The 21,663-nt window shown below is 72.0% G+C and carries 17 protein-coding genes; 9 read left to right on the forward strand and 8 right to left on the reverse strand.

The window, feature by feature from the left end:
• Positions 1 to 52: 52 nt before the first annotated feature.
• The 6 genes from IF28_RS0117390 to IF28_RS0117415 form a co-directional block, all read right to left on the reverse strand.
• Positions 53 to 1,105, reverse strand: a complete 1,053-nt coding sequence (locus tag IF28_RS0117390; RefSeq protein ID WP_030220727.1) for a BMP family lipoprotein — start codon at positions 1,103 to 1,105, stop codon at positions 53 to 55.
• A 410-nt stretch (positions 1,106 to 1,515) separates the two neighbouring features.
• Positions 1,516 to 2,745: a M20 family metallopeptidase gene (locus tag IF28_RS0117395; protein ID WP_030220731.1), complete on the reverse strand. Its 1,230-nt coding sequence runs from the start codon at positions 2,743 to 2,745 to the stop codon at positions 1,516 to 1,518.
• A 317-nt stretch (positions 2,746 to 3,062) separates the two neighbouring features.
• A complete protein-coding gene (locus IF28_RS0117400) occupies positions 3,063 to 4,127 on the reverse strand; it encodes a hypothetical protein (protein ID WP_030220733.1) in 1,065 nt (354 codons plus the stop codon).
• A gap of 52 nt (positions 4,128 to 4,179) precedes the next feature.
• On the reverse strand, positions 4,180 to 5,118 hold the full coding sequence (locus IF28_RS0117405; RefSeq protein ID WP_030220736.1) for an N-acetylneuraminate synthase family protein: 939 nt from the start codon (positions 5,116 to 5,118) through the stop codon (positions 4,180 to 4,182).
• 14 nt (positions 5,119 to 5,132) lie between these two features.
• Complete coding sequence (locus IF28_RS0117410; protein WP_030220739.1) at positions 5,133 to 6,563, reverse strand: N-acylneuraminate cytidylyltransferase; 1,431 nt, start codon at positions 6,561 to 6,563, stop codon at positions 5,133 to 5,135.
• A 32-nt stretch (positions 6,564 to 6,595) separates the two neighbouring features.
• Complete coding sequence (locus IF28_RS0117415) at positions 6,596 to 7,927, reverse strand: DUF6716 putative glycosyltransferase (protein WP_030220740.1); 1,332 nt, start codon at positions 7,925 to 7,927, stop codon at positions 6,596 to 6,598.
• Positions 7,928 to 8,125: 198 nt separating this feature from the next.
• Here IF28_RS0117415 and IF28_RS0117420 point away from each other — a divergent pair, with 198 nt between their 5' ends.
• From IF28_RS0117420 to IF28_RS0117455, 8 genes are all read left to right on the forward strand, one after another.
• The gene (locus IF28_RS0117420) at positions 8,126 to 9,112 is read left to right on the forward strand and encodes a glycosyltransferase family 2 protein (RefSeq protein ID WP_030220741.1); all 987 of its coding nucleotides are present in this window, start codon (positions 8,126 to 8,128) and stop codon (positions 9,110 to 9,112) included.
• Positions 9,112 to 10,425: a polysialyltransferase family glycosyltransferase gene (locus IF28_RS0117425; RefSeq protein ID WP_030220742.1), complete on the forward strand. Its 1,314-nt coding sequence runs from the start codon at positions 9,112 to 9,114 to the stop codon at positions 10,423 to 10,425. The genes IF28_RS0117420 and IF28_RS0117425 overlap by 1 nt, the downstream gene beginning before the upstream one ends.
• A 229-nt stretch (positions 10,426 to 10,654) precedes the next feature.
• Positions 10,655 to 11,851, forward strand: coding sequence for a bacterial transcriptional activator domain-containing protein (locus IF28_RS0117430; RefSeq protein ID WP_030220743.1), 1,197 nt, complete (start codon positions 10,655 to 10,657; stop codon positions 11,849 to 11,851).
• The gene (locus tag IF28_RS0117435; protein WP_030220744.1) at positions 11,848 to 14,028 is read left to right on the forward strand and encodes a tetratricopeptide repeat protein; all 2,181 of its coding nucleotides are present in this window, start codon (positions 11,848 to 11,850) and stop codon (positions 14,026 to 14,028) included. Before IF28_RS0117430 ends, IF28_RS0117435 begins: the two co-directional genes overlap by 4 nt.
• 45 nt (positions 14,029 to 14,073) lie before the next feature.
• Positions 14,074 to 15,039 carry a glycosyltransferase family 2 protein gene (locus IF28_RS0117440; RefSeq protein ID WP_030220747.1) on the forward strand — a complete coding sequence of 322 codons (966 nt, stop codon included), beginning with the start codon at positions 14,074 to 14,076 and terminating at the stop codon, positions 15,037 to 15,039.
• 3 nt (positions 15,040 to 15,042) lie between these two features.
• The gene (locus IF28_RS0117445) at positions 15,043 to 16,398 is read left to right on the forward strand and encodes a polysialyltransferase family glycosyltransferase (RefSeq protein ID WP_030220751.1); all 1,356 of its coding nucleotides are present in this window, start codon (positions 15,043 to 15,045) and stop codon (positions 16,396 to 16,398) included.
• Between the two features lie 263 nt (positions 16,399 to 16,661).
• The gene (locus tag IF28_RS0117450) at positions 16,662 to 17,753 is read left to right on the forward strand and encodes an acyltransferase (RefSeq protein WP_078621230.1); all 1,092 of its coding nucleotides are present in this window, start codon (positions 16,662 to 16,664) and stop codon (positions 17,751 to 17,753) included.
• A 164-nt stretch (positions 17,754 to 17,917) separates the two neighbouring features.
• Positions 17,918 to 18,844 (forward strand): class I SAM-dependent methyltransferase, encoded by a 927-nt coding sequence (locus tag IF28_RS0117455; RefSeq protein ID WP_030220759.1) that lies wholly within the window; start codon positions 17,918 to 17,920, stop codon positions 18,842 to 18,844.
• A 3-nt stretch (positions 18,845 to 18,847) separates the two neighbouring features.
• On the opposite strand, the gene IF28_RS0117460 is transcribed toward IF28_RS0117455, so the two are convergent.
• On the reverse strand, positions 18,848 to 19,498 hold the full coding sequence (locus tag IF28_RS0117460; RefSeq protein ID WP_030220762.1) for a TetR/AcrR family transcriptional regulator: 651 nt from the start codon (positions 19,496 to 19,498) through the stop codon (positions 18,848 to 18,850).
• A 72-nt stretch (positions 19,499 to 19,570) separates the two neighbouring features.
• On the opposite strand from IF28_RS0117460, the gene IF28_RS0117465 reads away from it, so the two are divergent.
• Positions 19,571 to 20,974, forward strand: coding sequence for an FAD-dependent oxidoreductase (locus IF28_RS0117465; RefSeq protein ID WP_030220770.1), 1,404 nt, complete (start codon positions 19,571 to 19,573; stop codon positions 20,972 to 20,974).
• Positions 20,975 to 21,006: 32 nt separating this feature from the next.
• Here the strand turns inward: IF28_RS0117465 and IF28_RS0117470 are convergent, their stop codons facing one another.
• Positions 21,007 to 21,582: a Uma2 family endonuclease gene (locus IF28_RS0117470; protein ID WP_030220772.1), complete on the reverse strand. Its 576-nt coding sequence runs from the start codon at positions 21,580 to 21,582 to the stop codon at positions 21,007 to 21,009.
• Between the last annotated feature and the right edge of the window lie 81 nt (positions 21,583 to 21,663).

A 21,663-nucleotide genomic window follows, 5' to 3' on the forward strand; every position in this document is an offset into this window, starting at 1 on the left:
TTCCCGGACGCCCGCCCGCTCTGTCGTGTACGGCTCCGTGTGCGGCCCGGTGCTACTCCGTCTTCACCGTGATCGAGCCGCCGATGATGCCTTCCTTGGCCTTCGCCACGGCATCCGTCAGGCCCGCGATCTCGGCCATCTTCGGGTTGCTGTCGGACAGGCCGACGCCGTTCACCTTGAGGTCGAAGACCTGGGTGCCGGCCAGCGGCTTGCCGTCGTGGACCGACTTCGCCAGCGTGTACACCGCGCCGCCGACGTCCTTGAGAGCGGAGGTGAGGATGTAGTCCTTGTACGCGGCGAGGGCTTCCTGCTGGTACTGGTCGGAGTCCACCCCGATGGCCCAGACCTTGGCCTTGGCGGCGGCCTCGATGACACCCTGCCCGGAGAGACCGGCCGCCTGGTAGATGACGTCGGCGTTCTTCTCGATCTGGCCCTCGGCGGCGGCCTTGCCCTTGTCGGGGCTGGAGAAGCCGCCCTCCTCCGCGGTCTGCGTCAGGTACTGCGGGATGACCTTGACCTTGGGGTCGGTCGCCTTGACGCCCTGCTCGTAGCCGGCCTGGAACTTGTGGATCAGCGGTACGTCCACACCGCCCACGAAGCCGACGGTCTTGGTCTTCGTGGCCTTGGCGGCGGCGACTCCGGCGAGGTAGGAGGCCTGCTCCTCGGCGAAGACGAGGGAGGCGACGTTGTCGCCCTCGACCACGGAGTCGACGATGCCGAAGGTGGTCTTGGGGTACTTGGCGGCTACGGCCTTCATCGCGGGGCCGTAGGCGAAGCCGACACCGATGACCGGGTTGTAGCCCTGGCGGGCCAGCGAGATCAGCCGCTGCTCCTTGTCCGCGTCGGTCTCGCCCTCGGTGGGCTCGACGTCGGCGGTCTGGTAGCCGAACTCGTCCTTGGCCTTGGTGAGGCCCGCGTACGCGGCGTCGTTGAAGGACTGGTCGCCCTTGCCGCCGATGTCGTAGGCGATGGCGAGGCCCTTGTTCCCCTTGGAACTGTCGCTGTCGCCACCGCTGTCGCTGCTGGTGCCGCCGCAGGCGGTCGCGGCGAGGGCGAGCGAGGCGACGCCCACCGCGACGCGGATCAGTTTGGATGTCCGACGCATCTGAAGTTCCCCATTCTCCAAAGCCCCGCAGTGGGCGCTGGGTTCGGCGCGCACATTAACGCGCGTAGACACTCCTGGGAACGGGGTTTGGCGGGGCCGTTATCCATTCGTGCCGGTGGCTGGTTACGTCCCTGTGAACCAGGGGGGCGTACGGGTTCGAACCTGGCGGTGTGGTGTGGGGCGCGGGGGTGTACGAGGCCACGGTGCCTCTGGTGTGCGCGGTGCGCAAGCGGGGGGGGTGGGGGGGTGGGTGGGGTGGACCAGTTGGCGGCTCGGTGGGGCGGGGGGGGTTTTCGCCCCCGCCGCCCCTTCCCGTCCCGACCCCGGGGCTCCGCCCCGGACCCCGCTCCTCAAACGCCGGAGGGGCTGGATTTTGCCGGAGGGGCTGGATTTTGCCGGAGGGGCTGGATTTAGCGCAGGGCGTCCAATAGTGCTGCCGCTGTGAAGAGTTCGACTCCTACCGTGATCGCGTGTTCGTCCACGTCGAAGTTGCCCTGGTGGAGGTCTCGGACCGTGCGTTCGCCCGGGGGGCGGACGCCGAGGCGGGCCATGGCGCCGGGGACTCGTTCCAGGTACCAGGAGAAGTCCTCGCCGCCGAGGCTCTGTTCGGTGCCCTCCACGGCGTCCGCGCCGCGGCGGGCGGTCATCGCGTCGCGGAGCAGCTCCGTGGCGCCTGCCTCGTTGACGACCGGCGGGACGCCGCGCACGTAGGTGATCTCCGACTTGGCGCGGTGCAGGTTGGCCACCTCGTCGATGGCGGCGACCACGACGTCGGGGGCCTGCCGCCAGGTCTCCAGGTCCAGGCAGCGCACGGTGCCGGACAGTTCGGCGTGCTGCGGGATGACGTTGGGGGCGTGGCCCGACTCGACCCTGCCCCAGGTGACCGCCAGTCCGCTGCGGCTGTCCACACGCCGGCCGACCAGGGCGGGCACGTCGGTGACGACCCGGGCGGCGGCGGTGACCAGGTCGGTGGTCAGATGCGGGCGGGCGGTGTGGCCGCCGGGGCCGTCGAGGGCGATCTCCAGCCGGTCGCAGGCGGAGGTGATGGGGCCCTGGCGGAGTCCGATCCGGCCGGCGTCGACGCGGGGGTCGCAGTGCACGGCGAGGATGCGGCCGACGCCGTCGAGTCCGCCGTCCTCGATGACCTCGTTCGCGCCGCCGGGCAACACCTCCTCGGCGGGCTGGAAGACCAGCCGCACGGGGCGGGGCAGCAGGCCCTGGCGGTGCAGTTCGGCGAGGACCAGTCCGGCGCCGAGTACGACGGTGGTGTGCACGTCGTGGCCGCAGGCGTGGGCGCGGTCGGGCACGGTGGAGCGGTAGGCGCAGTCGGCCTTCATGTCGGGGATGGGCAGGGCGTCGATGTCGGCGCGCAGGGCGAGCAGCGCCGCGTCCGTGCCGGCCTCGCCGTCGGTTCCGATGTCACAGATCAGCCCGGTGCCGCCGGAGAGGACGCGCGGCCGCAGACCGGCCCGCTCCAGACGCTCCTTGATCGCCGCGGTGGTGCGGAACTCCTGGTGACCGAGCTCCGGGTGCATGTGCAGATCGCGTCGGAAGGCCACGAGTTCGGCGCGGAGGGTCTCGGGCAGGGCGCCGGGGAGCACCGCTCCCCCGGGCAGATCGATCTCGGACTCCAGTGACATCAGTGGTTTCACCCTTTGAAGGGTAGGGCGCCGGAGCCGTCCACTGACCCCCGATCAAGAAAAATCAGCCCGTTGGAGGGAGATAATCTGGCTGCCCTACGCATAGCCGTATGACGAGGTGGGTACACTCACCTCCTTTTTATGAGGGTATAGGCCGTTGGCCTGCCGGTACATGAGCTCGATCACACTCCGGCCCGTGATTCCGGCACCCGTCCACTCCTCACGGTTACCACGATCGGCACAAGCCACGCGGACCGGTTCATTCGGCGGAACCCGGGGGGCGCGGGTGGCCCGCCGTCGTCGGGGCCACCCGCGGCTCAGACCGCCGGGGCCGACCGGAGATGGTGGGCGGATCTGGCGGTGTCGGTGACGTTGGAGAGGAAGCCCTGGGCTCGGGGGGAGGCGTTCCTGGTGAGCCAGCTGGGGTCTATGTCGCACACGGCGACGCGTACACCCGTGCCGGCGAGGGCGAGGGGCAGGGTGTGGACGACCGTGGAGGGGAAGCTGAGGACGGTGGCGCCGATGGGGCCGCGCCGGGCGATCAGCTCCAGCGGCAGCTCGGGGCGGACGATCTCCAGACCCGTCTCGACGGCGAGCCGGTGGAGTTTCTCCGTGCTCTCGCGGCGGTGGGCGAAGTAGCGCTTCGCGCCGTGCGTGGTGACCAGGGCGCGTACGGCCTCCAAGTAGGCGTCGGCGTCCACCACGCCGGTCTCCACCAGTGAGGTGCCGACCATGTCGGCGCCCCGGGTGACGCGGGGCGGGCCGAAGCGTTCGCGGGTCCACGCGAAGGTGTGGGGGGTGACGGTGACGCCGGGCGGGGTGTCCTCCATGGGCATGGAGGTGAAGACCTCCACCGTGCGCTTGGCACCGGGGGTGAGCCGGCGCCGGGCGGCGGCGGACACGGGGGCGAGGACGAGTTCGCGGGGGCCCGGGCGGCCGCCCTTGCGGTGCCAGCGCACCAGGCGTTCGCCCCGGGCCAGCTGGCCGACGAACTCCATGGTCGCGGTGCCGTCGTCGACGACGACGACCTCACGGGCCCGGGTGATCGTCAGCAGCAGCTGGACGTAGCGGGAGAAGGGGTCGCCGAGGACGACCCGGGTGGCGCGGCGCAGCGGGCCGGTCAGTCCGCCGACCGTCTGGAACGGCGCGCCGGCTCCGCCCCGCGCCTCCTCCCAGCGGACCTCGTGGCCCTCGTCGCGGGCCAGTTCGGCCATGCGGCGCAGCTGACCGCGGGTCATGGGGTCGAGGGGGGACAGCACCACGAGGGTGAGCCCCACGCCGGGCGCATGCGCGTGCGCCCACTCCAGCACGTTGAGCAGTTGTACCGGGCTCTCGACGAAGGCGAGAGTGTGGGGACCGGGCAGGCCGGCGCGGGGGCTCATCGACGTACGACCGTTCCCGTCGTCGTAAGGGTGGGTGGGGGTGCGGAGCGGTTCAGACGCCGACGGGCTCGCCGGCGGCGGTGGCGATCTCCTGCTCGGCGACGACGCCGGCCACGCGGCGCAGCTTCTTCATCGGGCCGAGCTCGGAGTCGTAGACCTTCTTGACGCCGTCGCCGAGGGAGGCCTCGATGGTGCGGATGTCGCGGACCAGGCGGGTCAGGCCCTGCGGCTCGACGGAGGCGGCCTGGTCGGAGCCCCACATGGCGCGGTCGAGGGTGATGTGGCGCTCGACGAAGACGGCGCCGAGGGCGACGGCGGCCAGCGTGGTCTGCAGGCCGGTCTCGTGGCCGGAGTAGCCGATCGGGACGTTCGGGTACTCCTGCTGGAGGGTGTTGATGACGCGGAGGTTGAGCTCCTCGGCCTGCGCCGGGTAGGTCGACGTGGCGTGGCACATGAGGATGTTGTCGCTGCCGAGGACCTCGACCGCGTGGCGGATCTGCTTCGGGGTGGACATGCCGGTGGAGAGGATGACCGTCTTGCCCGTGGAGCGCAGGGCGCGCAGCAGCTCGTCGTCGGTCAGCGAGGCGGAGGCGACCTTGTGGGCGGGGACGTCGAACTTCTCCAAGAAGGCGACGGCCTCGGTGTCCCACGGGGAGGCGAACCAGTCGATGTTCTTGGACGTGCAGTACTCGTCGATCTGCCGGTACTCGTCCTCGCCGAACTCGACGCGGTGGCGGTAGTCGATGTACGTCATCCGGCCCCAGGGGGTGTCGCGCTCGATGTCCCACTGGTCGCGCGGGGTGCAGATCTCCGGGGTGCGCTTCTGGAACTTGACCGCGTCGCAGCCGGCCTCGGCGGCGGCGTCGATCAGCTTGAACGCGTTCTCGAGGTCGCCGTTGTGGTTGATGCCGATCTCACCGGTGACGTAGACGGGGCGGCCGGGGCCGGCCTCGCGGGTGCCGAAGGTGCGGATGCGGGAGTTGGTGCTCATGATCTGGCGTTTCCTTACTTGGGGAGGGAGTCGAGAGAGGGACCGAGGATCCAGCCGGCGATCTCTCGGATCGCGCCGTCGCCGCCGGGGAGGGTGGTGACCGCGCGTGCGGCGCCGCGTACGACGTCGTGGGCGCTCGCGACCGCCACGGGCCAGCCCACGAGGGCGAAGCACGGGAGGTCATTGACGTCGTTGCCGACGTAGAGCACGCGCTCGGGCGCGATGCCCTGTTCCTCGCACCACTGCTTGAGGGCGAGGTCCTTGCGGTCGATGCCGTGCAGCACGGGGAGCTTGAGCTTGCGTGCGCGGGCGGCGACGACCGGGTTCTGTTCCGTGGACAGGATCAGCAGCTTGAGGCCGCTGCGGCGCAGGGCCGCGATACCGAGTCCGTCGCCGCGGTGCACGGAGACGAACTCCCGTCCGTCGGAGTCGATCAGCACCCGGTCGTCGGTCTGGGTGCCGTCGAAGTCGAGGACGACCGCGTCGATGTCCTGCGCGGTCGGGAGGGCGCCGGGCCGCTCCGCGTCGAAGAGCGGGGCGAGGGCGCGGGCCCGGGCGAGCTCGTGCGGGTCGTCGATCTCCAGCACCCGGGCCGGGTCGGTGCGCACGAGTTCGGTACGCCCGAAGAACCGGTGCCGGTGCGTCCGGAAACCGGCCGCGTCCATGGCGTAGGCGGCACCGGTCTCCAGGAAGTCCTGGGGCCGGTCCTGCCGGCGGGGGCGGAACGCCTTGTCGTGGTTGACGCCCTGGCCTCCGGCGGAGGCCGCCGGAGATGTGTGCCGGGTGTCCACGGCCGCGACCGGAGCGGCGCCGGGCGCGGCCCCGCTGCCCGCGAAGGTGCCGGGCGCGGGCGCCGGGGCGACGTCCGCGGCCGGGCTGCTCACCGGCTCGGCGGAAACGGCCGCCGTGGCGGCCGGTGCGGTGCCGGGCGCGGGCTCGGCCGACGCCCCGGTGCCGGTGAACGGCGTGGGGACGGGATCGTCCCCCGTGTCGCGCCAGATGAAGCCGTGGAACGGGGCGACCGTCACCGCCGTGTCGGCGGTTCGCGTGGCCACCGCGGCCGCTACCGCGTCGATGTCCTCGCGGATCAGGAAGGGGCTGGTGCACTGGACGAGGAGGACGACGTCGACCGGGGCGCCGTGCAGCGCCTCGTGGGTGTCCATGGCGTGCAGGACCGCGGCCTCGGAGGTGGCGGTGTCGCCGGCGATGGCGGCGGGCCGCAGGACGACCTCGGCGCCGGCCTGCCGGGCGGCGGCCGCGATGGCCTGGTCGTCGGTGGAGACGACGACGTCGGTGACGTACCGGGCGGCCCGGCACTCGCGCACGGCGCGCGCCACCAGGGGGACACCGCCGACGGGGGCGAGGTTCTTCGCGGGAACGCCCTTGGAGCCGCCGCGCGCGGGGATCACGGCGAGCACTCGGCGCACCGTCGGCGGTCGGGACATGGGATCAGCTCCTTGAGCAGGGGTCGGGCCGGTCACAGTTCGCCCATGCGGCGGATCACCGGGGCGACGCGCTGCACTCCGTGCCGGTAGGCGCCGCGCGCCGCCCGGCGCACGATCTGCCGGACCGGTCCGGGTTCCTTGTCGGCGGCGGGCGCGCCGGGCAGCGGGGTGCCGTCGGGGCCGAGGTGATGGCGGGCGAGGAGGCCGGGCAGATAGCCGGGCGCGGTGACGGGCGTGTAGTACGGGGCGAGCGGCGGCAGTCCGCCGGGGCGTTCGAGCAGTTCGGTGATGCGTGCGCGGGCGGCGTCGAAGGCGGTCTCGTACGAGCCCTCCGCGGCGACGCCCTGCCGGGCCACCCACCGCGGGTCGGGCTCGGGGCGGTGTCCGGCGTCGAGCTGGTCCCAGGAGGCGAGGCAGCCGGAGCCCACGAAGTGGTGGTTGCCGAGCGCTTCCCGGATACCGAGATCGGTCAGGACGACCGTGGGGATACGGCGGTGCAGCGACTCCAGGGCGGCCGTGGAGCTGACCGTGACGAGGAGGTCGGTGCGGTCGAGGATCTCGCCCATGTGCCCGTACACCAGGCGGAAGTTGGGCGGCGGGTCCAGCCGCTGGGCGAGCTTCTGGTAGGGCAGTTCCTCGATGTGGGTGGTGTGTTCGCCGGGCTTGGAGCGCAGCTTCAGCAGCCCCTCGCGTCGGGGGTGCGGGGGGGCGTGCCCGAGGAGCCGGTCCAGCAGGTACGTACGGTCCCCGCGGCTGTCCGGCACGGAGGGCTGGGCGGCGAACACCACGGTGTAGGGCCTGTGCCCTTGCTTCGCAGACGGCTCGTGTTCACCGGTGTAGGCGGCTCCGCCGAGGAACGGCAGGGCGACCTCGGTCACCGACGAGGAGTCGGCGCCCACTCCGTCGTACACGGCGCGGAAACGATCCGCGTCCTGGCGGGAGTTGGCGAGCACCAGATCGGCGCCGTGCCGCAGCAGGAGGCCGTCGGCGAGCTTCTCGTAGACGACACCGACGTATCCGGTGACGACGACGGGCCGGTTCGGCCGGTCCTCCCAGACCCGCCCCAGTCCGTGCAGCATCGCCTGCGCACCGCCGCCGACCAGGGCGAGCACGAGGACGTCGTACGACTCCTCGCGCATCGCGCGCAGGAACTCGACGGCGGTGACCTCGCGGAGCGAGTCCGCGTGGACGCCGACCTCGCCGAGCTGGCGGGCGGTGGGGGTGGCGCGTCCCCGGAGCAGGAATCCGTCCAGGTGGATGTCACGCGGCGCGACCCGGTCTGCGGTGAGCGCGCCCCATTTCCACCGGGTGTCGGAATCCGCGAGGACCGCGACCCTGAGGGGTTTCGTTGCACTTGCTGGCACGCCGAAGACGCTAGGAAGCGAATTCTAGGTACGGCCCAACCGTGAATCAACGAAAAGTTAACAACACCCCACCGGAAGCCGAACCAGCCTCCGAGAACGTGCCGCGTAGGCCTGATACACCGTACCGACACACGGAGTTCACCCTCTGGACGATCACCGGAAAGTCGGCGCGCCGGGCGGCCTTCTAGTGTTTCCCGGGTGCCCAAGCTTTCCGTGATCGTCCCGTTCTACAACGTTCGGCAATTCGCCCCCGACACCGTCAGAAGTCTGCGCGCGAACGCCCGGCCGGATTTCGAGTTCGTTCTGGTCGACGACCATTCCGACGACGGGACGGCGGCCGTTCTCGAACGGGCCGCCGAGGACCTGTCGGGTGTCGCGCGGGTGCGCCACATCCGCCGTGACAGGAATGGCGGGATCGCCGCCGCGCGCAACACCGGACTGGACGCCGCGCAGGGCGAGTTCCTGGCGTTCCTGGACGGCGACGACTGGCTCGCCCCCGGATATCTGTCGGAACTGGTGGCCGCCGCGGAACGGCTGGACTGCGACTTCGTCCGTACCGACCATGTGCGGGTCACCGACCGGGCCAGGACCGTACGGCGGGTCCCGGTCGGTCTGCGCGACGAGGTGCTGGACCCGCGCGACGCGATCCTGCCCGCGGACCGGACGACATCGGTGGACTATGTGTCCGTCTGGGCCGGCGCCTACCGGCGGCGGCTGCTGGAGCGGGGGCTGCTGCACTTCACCGAGGGGCTGCACACCGCCGAGGACCGGCCGTGGACGTGGAGACTGCACCGCGAGGCGGAGTCGTTCGCCGTGGTGAATCCGCTGGGCGTGTTCTACCGGCGCGGAGTCCCCACCTCGCTCACCCGGATCGGCGACGTCCGCCGGCTGGACTTCATCCGCGCCTTCGACCGGATCGTCGAGGAGACGGCCGCGGACCGGGACGCCGGCCGGCTGCTGCCCAAGGCGGTACGCCAGTACTGCGCGATCATGGCCCACCATCTCGCCGAGGAGGACAGGTTCGAGCCGGCCGTGGCGGGACGGCTGCGGACGATGAGCGCGGCGGCGCTCCGCCGGCTGCCGCAGGACCTGCTCACGGAGGTGCTGGAGACCATGGACATGGACCGTGCCGCCCGGCTGCGGCGGCTGAGGCGCCGCGCCGGCTCGGGGAAGGGGACCGCGTGATGGCAGGTACCACTCAGATCTTCTGCGTCTCGTCGCTGTACGGCGTCGCCACGCTGGCGGCCGCGATCGAGTCGGACTGCTTCGCGGAGGCGGAGCGGCGGGTGCTGCTGGTCTGCGACGTCTCCGCGGTGCCGGAGGCCGGCCCGGCGCCGGACGCGATACCGGGCTTCGCGCCGCTGCGCGACCACTTCGACGAGGTGCTGTCGTGGAACGAGGCGATCCGTCCGTTCCACCCGGCGGCGTGGACGCCCCGGGCGGAGGATGTCCCGCTGCTGGAGCGGCATCTGCGGCGGCTGTGGCGGCTCGGGGACGACCGGGTGGAGCTGGTCCTGGAGTCCCTCGCGGTGCCGCCCGCTCTCGCGATCGCGCAGGTGTTCACGGGGGCACCGGTCCATGTGTACGCGGACGGGGTGCGGAGTTACGGGCCCACCCGCAAGAAGCTCGATCCGTTGGTGGGGACCCGGGTGCGGCAGGTGCTGCATCCGGACCTGGTGCCGGGCCTGACGCCGTTGGTGCTGCGTGAGTTCGATGTGCCGGTGCGGGTGGTGGCGGCCGATGCCTTCCGGCGGGCGGTCGGGGAACTGGCGGAAGCGGGGCCGGAGTTGCCCTCGCCCGGCGCCGACTCGGCGTTGCTGCTGGGGCAGTGCCTGTCGGCGCAGGGGGTCCTCTCCTTCGGGGAGGAGGAGGACCTGTATGTGCGCATGCTGCGGGAGGCCGTCGAGCGGGGGCACCGTACGGTCGTCTTCAAGCCGCATCCCGCCGCGCCGGTCCGGCACAGCCGTGCTCTGACGGGGGAGGCGGAGCGGCTGGGAGTGTCGTTCCGTGTGCTCGATGTGCCCGTGCCGGCCGAGGTGCTGTACGAGCGGTGGCGGCCGGGGGTGGTCGTCGGGTGCTTCTCCACCGGGTTGTTCACCGCTTCCGCGCTGTACGAGTTGCCCGTCGCCTGTGTCGGGACCGGGCGGGTGCTGGAGCGGTTGACGCCCTATCAGCACGGTGACCGGGTGCCGGCCGTGCTGGCGGAGGCGGTGCTGTCGGGGGCGGGGGGTGTCGCGGGGGATGAGCTGGACGAACTGGTCGGGGCGCTGGGGTTCACCATGCAGCCGCAGATTCTGCCGCGGCTGCGTCCGGTTGCCGAGCGGTATCTCGGGCGGCACTTCGGGGTGGGTACGCGGCACTGGTTCCGGCGGAAGCGGCTGACGTCGCTGGGGTTGCCGGGGGGTATCCCGAAGCGGCTGGCGTTTCTGCCGCGCAACGCCACGGCGCGGCGGGTGGTGCGGCGGGCGCGGGCGCTGCGGAAGGTGGTGCGGGGGTGAGGGGGTTTCTCGCCCCGGGAGTTCTCGCCCCGGGGTTTTTCGCCCCCGCCGCCCCTTCCCGTTCCCGACCCCGGGGCTCCGCCCCGGACCCCGCTCCTCAAACGCCGGAGGGGCTGATTACTCGCATACGGACCGGGCAGCCCACTGTTCACCCCCCGTACACCCCGACGCCACCGGCCGACCGCCGCGCTGCGGCACGCTCGGCCTCCGATCGGAGGACGGTGGAAGCATGACGAACCCCCTGGCGGGATTGTTCACGGCACGGCAGAAGGAGTCCGCCAGACGGGACCTGTACGCCCGGGGCGTCCTCCTGTGCGGCGAGTACCTCGCCGCACACGACAGCCGCCTCACCCAGGCGATCGGCACCCTCACCACCGCGCTCGACACCCCGGCCGCCGACCCCTTCGACGCCCTCCTCAAGGTCGGCGAACGTGCCCTCGAGACGGGCGAGCACACCCTCGCCCTCGGCATCGCCGAGACCTCGACGGAGATACGGCAGCGCTCCAAGGGCGCCTGGCGCCTGCGCGCAAGGGCCCTGGACGGCCTCGGCCGCGACGACGAGGCCATGGAGTCCTACGAACGCCACCTCACCCTCCTGGGCGACGGCGAGCCCGCCGACGAGGTGACCCGCGGGATCGACACCCTGCGCCGCCGCCGCGCCTGTCTGGCGGAGGCCTCCACCCTGTTCCCCGGCAACGGCACCCCGGTCACGGCACCGGAGTTCGCCGCCCACGTGCGGGCACGCGTGGCCGAACACGGCCCCGCCGACCCCGCCGTACGCCGCCTGCTGCGGCTGTACGCCACCCACCGCCGCCTGGTCGAACGCTCCGGCATGCCCGACCCCCTGCTCGGCGGGACCACCCCGATCGGCGTCGGCGGCCTGCGCGCCCTGCTCACCGGGCGCACGGTGTGCCTGGTGTCGAACGCCGCCGAGGTCGCCGGCAGCGGCCTCGGCGCCGAGATCGACGGCTACGACCTGGTCGTACGCTGCGACACCTTCCGTATCAACAAGGGCGGCACCGGCGAACGCACCGACCTGCACGCCGTCTCACTGCGCGGCACCACCCCGTGGGACGGGCCCGCGTGGACACAACCGGCCGGTGTCCGGCTGGTGTTCGGCGACCCGGCCGGGGCGTGGCGGCGTGCCGCACGGCAGCGGCTCACCGCCGGGGCGCAGGAGCACACCGGCGACGCGTCCCTGCGCCGGCCGCTGTCCGACCCGGCACTGCTCGGCGAGGACCGGTGGGGCACGAAGGCCGGTACCGCGTTCACCGTGCTGCGACTGCTGGACTTCCTGGACGTCAGCCCCCGCCTGGACCTCATCGGCTTCGACAAGCCCGGCCGGCTGCGGCCGGAGGAGGCCAAGTGGGTCATGGACCGCGCGACGCACGTCGACGACAGCAAGATGAGGATCGCCCTCCGATGACCCCCACCGCCCCCTCCTCCGCCGACGACCGGAGCACCGTCACCGGCAGACGCCGGATCGCCTTCGCCGTCCACACGGACACCGCCGGGCTGCCCGCCCTGCCCACGCTGCTGCGCAGCCTCGCGCTCACCAACCCGGGGGTGTGCGAGGACTTCGTGGTGCTGCACCCGGGGCTGCCGGACTCGTCGTTCGACGGGCTGCGCCGGCTGCATCCGCGTGTGGTGACGCGCCGGGCGGACGGCCGCGGGGACGTCTTCCGGCTGGACGGCTACGACACCGTCGTCGCCTTCACCCCGGCCATGGTCGTCCTCGGCGACATCGGCGCACTGCTGCGGCTGCGGCACGGGGTCGGCGCCGTACGGCAGCTGGTCTGCGACGCGGAGGGACGGGAGCGGCGTACGGTGCTCCCGGACGGGCTGCTGGTCGTCCAGCGGGCGGACGCGGACGGGATGTCCGAGGACGTCCTGACGCCGGTCGACGCCCGGTACGACTTCCTCACCCGACGCCTCCACGACGACACGCCCGTGCCCGCGCATGTCGCCGTGCTCCACTTCACCGGCCCGTTCGACGAGCACGGGTACGGTCCGGCCGCCGAGGCCCGCCGCCGTTTCGAGCTGGACGACGAGGAGTTCCGGGCCGCCTACTGCGCCCTGCCGGGTGAGAAGCACCCCGACCTGCTGGCGCATCTCGCACCGCCCCTGCTCCGGGCCCGCCCCTCCCTGGACCTGGCCCGTACGGTCGCCGACGTGTACCGCAGACAGGGACGTCACGACGAGGCCGTGGACGTGCTCGCCCCTGTCGTCGGCGACCGGCTGGACGCGCCGCGCTGCCAGGAGACGCTCGGCGTCTGTCTGATGGCGCTGTCGCGCTACGACGAGGCCGAGGCCCGTCTCCTCCTCGCGACGGCCTCCCCCGATAGCGCCCCGCGCGCCTTCGCCCAGCTCGCCCGCCTCGCCTGGCTGTGCGGCCGGGAGGAGGACGCGCACGCCTACGCCCGTGACGGGCTGGAGGCCGACCCCACCGACGCCGGCTGCCACGCCTGGTACGTCCGTACCCGCGCGGACGGACCGGAGCCGGAGGCGCTGCCCGCGGCCGAGCAGCTGGCGCATGTGGCGTTGTTCGCCGAGGGCCAGGAGAACGCGGGCGACAAGGTGCTGCCCGAGGCCGTCCGCACGTGCTTCGGCCCCGACACCGGGCCGCGCCACTGGTACCGGCAGCCGGTGCACCGGCTGGTCGACGAGGCCGCGCTGGAGGAGCTGAACGCGCGGCGCGGGGTGGTCGTGGGCGGCGGCGGGCTCTTCCTGCCGGACACCTCCCCCAACGGCAACAGCCACTGGCAGTGGAACGTCCCCGACGGCCTGCTGTCCCGGCTGACCGCCCCGCTGGCCGTGTTCGCCGTCGGCTACAACGTGTTCGACGGTCAGCTCTACCGCCGGAGCCGGTTCGCGGAGAGCCTGCGCGTCCTGGTCGAGCGGTCGGCGTTCTTCGGGCTGCGCAACCACGGTTCGATCGAACGGGTCCGCGAACTGCTCCCCGCCCCACTGCGTGACCGTGTCCGCTACCAGCCCTGTCCGACCACGGTGTGGCGCCACCTCGTCCCCGGCCCGCTCGACCCGGTGGAGCGGGACGACACCGTCCTGGTGAACTGTGCCTACGACCGCGCCGGCCTGCGCTTCGGCCACGACTACGGCCATTTCCTCGCCCAGACGGCCCTCGCCCTGAAGGGCCTGCGGGAGCGGGCCGACGTCCGGTACGCGGCCCATATGCCGGCCGATGAGAAGTTCGTGCACGACCTGCGGCGGGAGCACGGCGTCGCGCTGCCCGTGGAGCAGCTGTACGACATGACGAACGACGGGATCCGGGAGCTGTACGGCCGGTCGCGGCTGGTGATCGGGATGCGCGGGCACGCGGGGATGATCCCGTTCGGCTGCGGCACGCCGATCCTCAGTCTCGTCTCCCATCCGAAGCTCGCCTACTTCCTGTCCGACATCGGACGGGAGGAGTGGGGGCTGTCCGTGCACGACCGGGAGCTCGGTCCCCGGCTCCTGGAGCGGGCGACGGCCGTCCTGGACGACCACGCGGCCGCCGTGGCGGACGTGCACGGCGCGCAGAAGCTCCTGTGGGAGACCACACGGTCGAACCTCGACGAACTCGGGAAGACATTCGGCCGGACCTGAGCCCCTCGCACCAACGCCGCCTCGAGCCCCGAAAGAGAGATCCACGTGCCGAAACTGTCCGTCGTCGTCCCGATGCACAATGTGGAGGTGTTCGCCGAGAGCACGCTGCGCAGTCTCGCCGCCAACGCGCATCCGGACTTCGAGTTCCTGCTCGTCGACGACTGCTCCACGGACGCCACGCCCTGGGTGATCGACCGCTGGGCGGAGAAGCTCCCGGGCGCGCGCGTGATCCGGCACGAGACGAACAAGGGGATCGCGCAGGCCCGCAACAGCGGTATCGACGCGGCGGAGGGCGACCTCGTCACGTTCCTCGACGGCGACGACTGGTACGGGCCGCGTCATCTCGCGGGCATGGTGCGGGCGATGGAGGAGCTGGGCTGCGACTTCGCCCGCACCGACCACGTCCAGGCGACCGGTACCGAGCGGGTGATCCGGCGGCCCCCGGCACGGGTGCGCAACGCGGTGATGGACCCGCGGGACGGGATCGCGCCCGCCGACATGGAGACGATGGTCGACTACCCCTTCGTCTGGGCCGGGATCTACCGCCGGCACCTCTTCGACGACGGCGGGATGCGTTTCGCGACGGAACTGCGCACGGCCGAGGACCGGTTGTGGATCTGGCGGCTGCATCTGAAGGCCCGTACGTACGCCTCCCTGGGGCTGCACGGGGTGTTCTACCGGCGGGGCGTGGCGACCTCGCTCACCCAGATCAAGGACGACCGCCAGCTGGACTTCATCCCGGCGTACGACGCGCTGCTGCGGGACGTCCGGGAGGACCGGGAGGCGGACCGTTTCCTCCTCAAGGCCGTCCGGACGTACTGCGCCATGATCGCGTTCCATATCGGCAAGGCGGACGCGTACGAGCCGGCCGCGGCCCAGCGGCTGCGGCGCGAGACGCGGGCCGCACTCCAGCGGATGCCGGAGCAGGCGCTGGAGGAGACCCTCAGGACCATCGACAGCACACGGAGCAGGTTGCTCAGCCGCCTGCGTGACGGGCGGAAGGCTGCCTGATCCATGCCCCACACGACCCAGATCTTCCAGGTCTCGACGCTCTACGGAGCGGCCACCCTCGCCGCGGCGCTGGACGCGGGCCTGTACGGACCGCGCGGCGGGGCCCGGCGCGTGCTGCTGGTCTCCAACAACGCGGCGATCCCGGAGACCGCGCTGCGCGTCGACGAGATGTACGGCTACGGTCCGATCGCCGCCCGCTTCGACTCGGTGGTCAGCTGGAACGAGGCGATCAGCCCCTACCACCCGAGCACCTGGGGTCCGCGCGGGCACGACACGGTGCTGTGGCAGCGGGCGTTCCGGCTGCGGTGGGACATCGACGAGCGGGACATGATCGAGCTCGCCGTGGAGTCGATCCAGGCCAACCCGGCCCGTGCGCTGGCGGCGATCTTCTCCGAGGCCGCCGTCGACGTGTACGCCGACGGGCTGATGAGCTACGGCCCGACGCGGGAGAAGCTGCCGCTGACCATCGCGCGCCGTGTCCGCCGGCTGCTGCACCTCGATCTGATCCCCGGTCTGACACCGCTGCTGCTGTCGGAGTACGGCGTCGAGCCCGGGATCGTGCCGGACGAGGCGTTCCGCGGTGTGCTCGACGAGATCTCCCGGGAGGCGGCGGACGATCCGCGGCTGGCGCCGGTCCTGGAGGAGGCGCCGACGGCCGTGCTCCTCGGCCAGTACCTCGCGGCGATCAACATCCTGAGCGCGCGGGAGGAGGAGGACCTCCATGTCCGTATGCTCGCCGGGGCGGTGCGGGCCGGGCACCGGTCCATCGTCTTCAAGCCGCATCCGACGGCCCCCGCGGGCTACTCGGCGGCGCTGAGCAAGGCGGCGGCGGACGCGGGCGTACGGCTGACCGTGCTGGACGCTCCGCTGCTGGCGGAGACGCTGTACGAGCACTGCCGTCCCGAGCTCGTCGTCGGCTGCTTCTCGACGGCGATGGTGACCGCGTCCGCCTACTACGACGTGCCCGTCGCCCGGGTCGGGACGGCGCTGGTGATGCGGCGGCTCCGGCCCTACCCGAACAGCAACCGGGTCCCGCTGGCCGTGATCGACCACGTGGTCCCCGACCTGGAGCGCGAGGACACCCCGGCCCTGGTGGGCCGGGCCCCGGACACCCTCTCCCCCCTGATCCGCGCGATCGGCTTCTGCATGCAGCCGAAGACGTACCCGGGGCTCCGCGCGGAGACGACGAGCTGGCTGGAGTCGCACCTCGCCACCACGCCCGACTACTACTTCCCGGACCTCCGCCTGGCCGAACTCACCCTCCCGGGCAGCACCCCCCGGACCCGGGCGAAGATCCAGGCAGCCCGGGCAAAGCGGGTAGTAGGCCGAGCCGTCCGCCGAACCACCAAGAGAAAGTGACCTCCCCTGGCCCGTAGCTGCGGGCAGTCGTGCCGCTGGGGCGGCACGGGTGGGCGCAGCGGCACCCCGCAATCGCCGGGCCGCGCAACACCCCCCGCCCACCCCAGCACACGGCACCCCGCAAACGCCGGGCCGCGCAACACCCCCCGCCCACATCCCACCCCGCACGAAACAAACCCCACCCGGCCAACCGAGACGCACCGGCCACACCCCCTCCACCCGCCCGACAACTCCCGTACACCGCACCCCCCGAAAGTGACGCGGTGCCGAACGACATCGCCGTACACCGCCTGCCGCAGCAACCGGGCAGCCCCGCCCAGGAACAGACCCCCGCCCCCGCGAGGGAGCACCGCTACGACATCGACCTGATGCGGCTGATCTGCTCCGCCACGATCATGCTGGGCCATGTGGGCGCCCAGTTCATCCGCGCCACCGGCAACGACCCGTCGAACGGCCCGGGTTCGTACTGGGCGGGCCACATCGCCGAGGCGATCAACCCCTTCGCCGTCCCGATGTACTTCGCCATAGCCGGCTGGGCCGTCCTCGTCGGCGCACCCCCACGGGACAGCGCCCGCATGTGGCAGCGGATCGTCCGCAACATCGTCCCGCTCTTCGCGTGGACGGCGGTCTACCTGGTCTGGACCTGGCTGCGGAACCGCAACGACCGCCCGATGACGGAGCTCGCGGAGTACTCCCTCTTCGGCTCCGTGGAGCCCGCGTACCACCTGTGGTTCATGTACACGTACATCCCGATCATCATGCTGCTCGCCTTCGCGATGCTGATCAAGGCGGGCAAGCGCCCGTACGGTCTCGGCGCGGCACTGCTCGGCATGGCGGTCCTGCCCAGCGTGCTGACCACGGCCACCGAGGTCACGGGCCGTGAGATGGCCCCGGTGGCCTGGGGGTTCGGCACCTACTCCCTGGTGTACGCGGTCGGCGGCGCGCTCCTTTTCGCCCTCCCCGCCGGGATCGTGCGCAAGCGCCGGCCGCTGTACTTCCTCCTGCCGCTCACCATGGCCGGCGCGCTCTGGTACAACACGCAGATCCACTACGTGATGCCCAACGCGCACCTCTTCGTCGCCGCGATGAGCATCTGCGTGCTGCTCCTGATCAGCAGGATCCGCGTCCCCGAGAAGCGGCGCCCGCTGCTGCGGCGGCTCGCCGACGCCGCGCTCGGCGCGTACATGGTGCATGTGCTGTTCGTCGAGGAGATCGTCACCCCGCTGGTCTCGCCGGACCTGAGCGCGCCGGTGGCGGGGGCGCTGCTGGTCGGCCTGGTGGCCCTGGTGATGGCGCTGTCGTTCGCCACCAGTCTGCTGTGGGGGAAGCTGAACCTGCGCAGGCTCCTCGGCTGACCCGTCCGGCGCCGGTGTCCCGTACGCGCCATCCGCTGTTCGCCAATTGTTCGCCCGCCGCTCCCCCCGCCACCCTGGCGCACGGCGACCGCACACCTAGCCTGGTCCACACCGCGAACCGCACCACACTCGCCCCGCTTCCGACGGATTGAGGCTTCCGGTTCATGAACAGCCGCGCTCTGCTGACCAGTTCCGCTTCCCGGCGTCTGCTGCGCCCGGTCGCCGATCTCATCGACCAGCGCATCGACCGGCGGCTGCGGGCGGCGGCCGCCGCCGACGCGGCGGACAGGGAGGCGCTGCGGGACGCGGCGGAGACGGTGCGGCACCGGCAGCTCACCCTCGATCTGCTGCTCGGCCCGTCGGGGCGCGGACTGTCCCGGATCGTGAGCCCCGGCCCGCTGAACCGGCTGCACTCCGAGGTGGCGGAGCTGACCGGTGACCGGGACGCGGCCGTGCGCAACGTCGCCGCCGCGTACCGGCTGCTGGTCGCGCTGGAGTCGCTCGGGGCGGGACGGATCGCGGGCGGCACCATGAACATCTGCGGCAAGCTCGGCACGATCCCGCTGCTCGGTCCGCCGAACGACGAGGTCCTGGAGATCGGCACCCTGTACGGCATGTTCTCCGCCGGGCTGATCCGGATGCTGGAGCGCGACGGCCGGGAGCCGAGCGTGACGATCGTCGACCCGTTCGCCGGTGTACAGCTCCAGCCCGGCACCCCACGGCGTTCCGACCCCTCCGGCACCCCGGTCGACGAGGCCGCCGTACGCACCAATCTCGCCCTGGCCGGTCCGGCGGGTGTGGCGGCCCGGATCCGGAAGGGCTTCTCCGAGGACCCGGACACCCGTGCCGCCGTCTCGGACCGCCGTTACGGCGTGATCGTCGTCGACGGCGACCACTCGGCGGAGGGGGTCGCGAAGGACCTCCAGTGGGCGGAGGAGATCGCCGCGCCGGGCGGCATCGTCGTACTCGACGACTTCGGCGACCCCAAGTGGCCCGGCATCGAGGAAGCCCTGGACAAGCACCTCACCGGCGCCACCCGCTTCACCTACCTCGGCAAGGCCTCCCTCTCGGCGTTCCTGCGCGCCGCCTGAACCTCAGCGCTCCCCGTGGAGGGCCTCGATTCCTGTGACGATCAGGGTGAGGCCCTCCTCGAAGTTGCGGTCGAAGTTCTCGAAGATCTCCGGGCCGGCCTGGGCCGTCAGGGGATGATCGGCCATCATGCGGGCGCGTTCGTCCAGGTCGTAGCCCTCCCGGCGCTCCCCGGGCAGCGGGACGACGCCCTGTTCCTCGGTGACGAACCCGAGCGTGTACAGGTAGGTCGTGTTGAGCGCGCGGGCGGCGCGGGCGAGGGTGAAACCGGCGGAGATGAGCAGCCGCAGCATGCCCTCCATGTGCTCGGCGTGCTCGATCCCGGTGAAGCGTGAGCCGCTGAACACCTTCGCGCCGTCGCGGTAGGCGAGCAGCGCCGTACGCAGGCCGCGGTTGGCCTTCAGCAGCCGCTCCTGCCAGGTGTCGTCCGGGTCGGGTGCGCCCTCGGCGACCATCCGGCGGTACATCTCCGTCGCCATCTCGTCGAGCAGGGCCTGTTTGTCCTTGAAGTGCCAGTAGAGGGCGGGTGCCTTGACGTCCAGTTCCCTGGCGATGGCGCGCAGGCTCAGGCCGTCCAGGCCCACCTCGTTCAGCAGTTCCAGTGCCGTGTCGGCGACCCGTCGGCGGTCCAGGGGGGCGCGTCGTTCCGTGCTCACGCTTGACAATTTAACACCGTTAGGGACACGCTCTGAATACGCACCACTTAACGACGTTAAGGAGAGTGGATCATGAGTGACACCCATGTGCTGATCGTGGGCGCCGGACCGACCGGACTCGCCCTGGGCATCGACCTGGCCCGGCGCGGGGTCCCCGCGCTGGTGGTGGAGCGGGGCGAGTCGCTGTTCCCCGGTTCGCGCGGCAAGGGGATGCAGCCGCGCACCATGGAGGTCTTCGACGACCTGGGCGTGCTGGACGCGATCCACGCGGCGGGCGGCGGCTACCCGGTCGGGATGATCTGGCGCGACGGCGAGCGGGTCGGCGAGCACCACATGTTCGAGCCGGCCGAGCCGACGGAGGACGCGCCGTACAACGCCCCCTGGATGGTCCCGCAGTGGCGCACCCAGCGGATCCTGCTGGAGCGGCTGGAGGAACTCGGCGGCAAGGTCTCCTACGGCCGTGAGGTCACCGGTGTCACGCAGGACGAGGACGGGGTGACCGCGCACTTCACGTCCGGCGGGCCGGTGCGCGCCCGGTATCTGGTCGCGGCGGACGGCGGCCGTTCCGTGGTGCGCCGGGCGGTGGGCGTCGGGATGACCGGGGAGGACGTCGACCCGCTTCCCAGCCTGGTGGCGGACGTGCGGATCACCGGCCTGGACCGGGACAACTGGCACTTCTTCCCGCAGGGCGAGGGCACCGAGGACCTGCTGGCCCTCTGCCCGCTGGCCGGGACGGAGGACTTCCAGCTGGTGGCCCGGTTCGCGGAGGGCACGGAGGTGGACCTCTCCCTCGACGGCATACGGCAGGTCGTCGCCGCTCGCTCGCATCTCGCCGCGGAGGCCGTCACGGAGGTCCGCTGGGCCTCGGACTTCCGGCCGCGCGCCGCGCTGGCGGACCGGTTCCGGGTGGGCCGGGTCTTCCTCGCCGGCGACGCGGCGCACGTGCACTCCCCGGCCGGCGGGCAGGGCCTCAACACCAGCGTGCAGGACGCCTACAACCTGGGCTGGAAGCTGGGCGCGGTGCTGGGCGACGGGGCGGACGCCGCACTGCTGGAGACGTACGAGGAGGAGCGTCGCCCGATCGCCGGGCAGATGCTGGGCCTGTCCACGAGCGTCCACCGGGGCGAGACCCGGCGGGGCGGCGCCACCCGGCAGCTGGGCATCGGCTATGCCGGGTCGGCGCTCACCACGGAGGCGCGGACGGCGCCCGGCCCGGTGCGCGCGGGTGACCGGGCCCCGGACGCCACGGTGGACGGCGTACGGCTCTTCGACGCGTTCCGGGGACCGCACTGGACCCTGCTGGCGCTGGGCGTCGCCGCCCCCGAGCCGCCCGCCGCGGTACGGCTGGTGCGGGGCCCGGCGCACGCCACGTACGGCACCGGGCTGTTCCTCGTCCGGCCGGACGGTTATGTGGGCTGGGCGGGCGACACCCCGGCCGGTCTCACCGGGTACCTGGCCCGCTTCAGCCGCGGCTGAGGGCCTACGCCGCCCTTGCCGGGCCGGGTGTCTCAGCCGTCGAGAAGGGTATCCACCGGGATCTCGGCACTCACACCGACCGACCCCGGTACGACGACGTCCTGACCCCGCTTGAAGTACTGGGGATCGGGGTACCTGCCGTCGGCCGGTTCGGTGTAGAGCACGACCTCGTCGTGTTTGCGGTCCACGATCAGGTAGACCGGGATACCGGCCTGGGCATAGCACTCGACCTTGGGTCCAAGGTCGTCGGACCAGTTCGACGACGTGACCTCGACGACCATGCGGAAGACGTTCGGCGCGTAGTAGTTCTTCGTGACATGGGCGTCCCGGAAGTCCACGTCGACGATGGAGAGGTCGGGGATGGCGAAGTCCGAGGGCAGAGTGGGCAGCCACAGCCCGATGCCCTGTACGTACTCGTACCCGGCCTCGACGAGCCCTGCCCGGTCAAGGGCCCTGCCCAGCTTCGTCAGCGACAGAGCATGCGAGCCGTCCGGCGGCGGTGTCACAGTGAGCCTCCCCTGGAGAATCTCCACGCGGTGGCCCGGCAGTGCACGGGTGAGCTGGTCGGCAGCCTCGCCCAGGGTCAGCTCCTGCTGCAGTACGGCCATGGCGTCCTCCTTTTCGGGGCCCACTCTCCACGAGAGTAACCGGGGACGGACGGCTTCCGCCCGTGATCACTCATACGGAGT

Source organism: Streptomyces sp. NRRL WC-3626, assembly GCF_000718785.1.
GTDB classification, from domain to species: Bacteria; Actinomycetota; Actinomycetes; order Streptomycetales; family Streptomycetaceae; genus Streptomyces; species Streptomyces edwardsiae.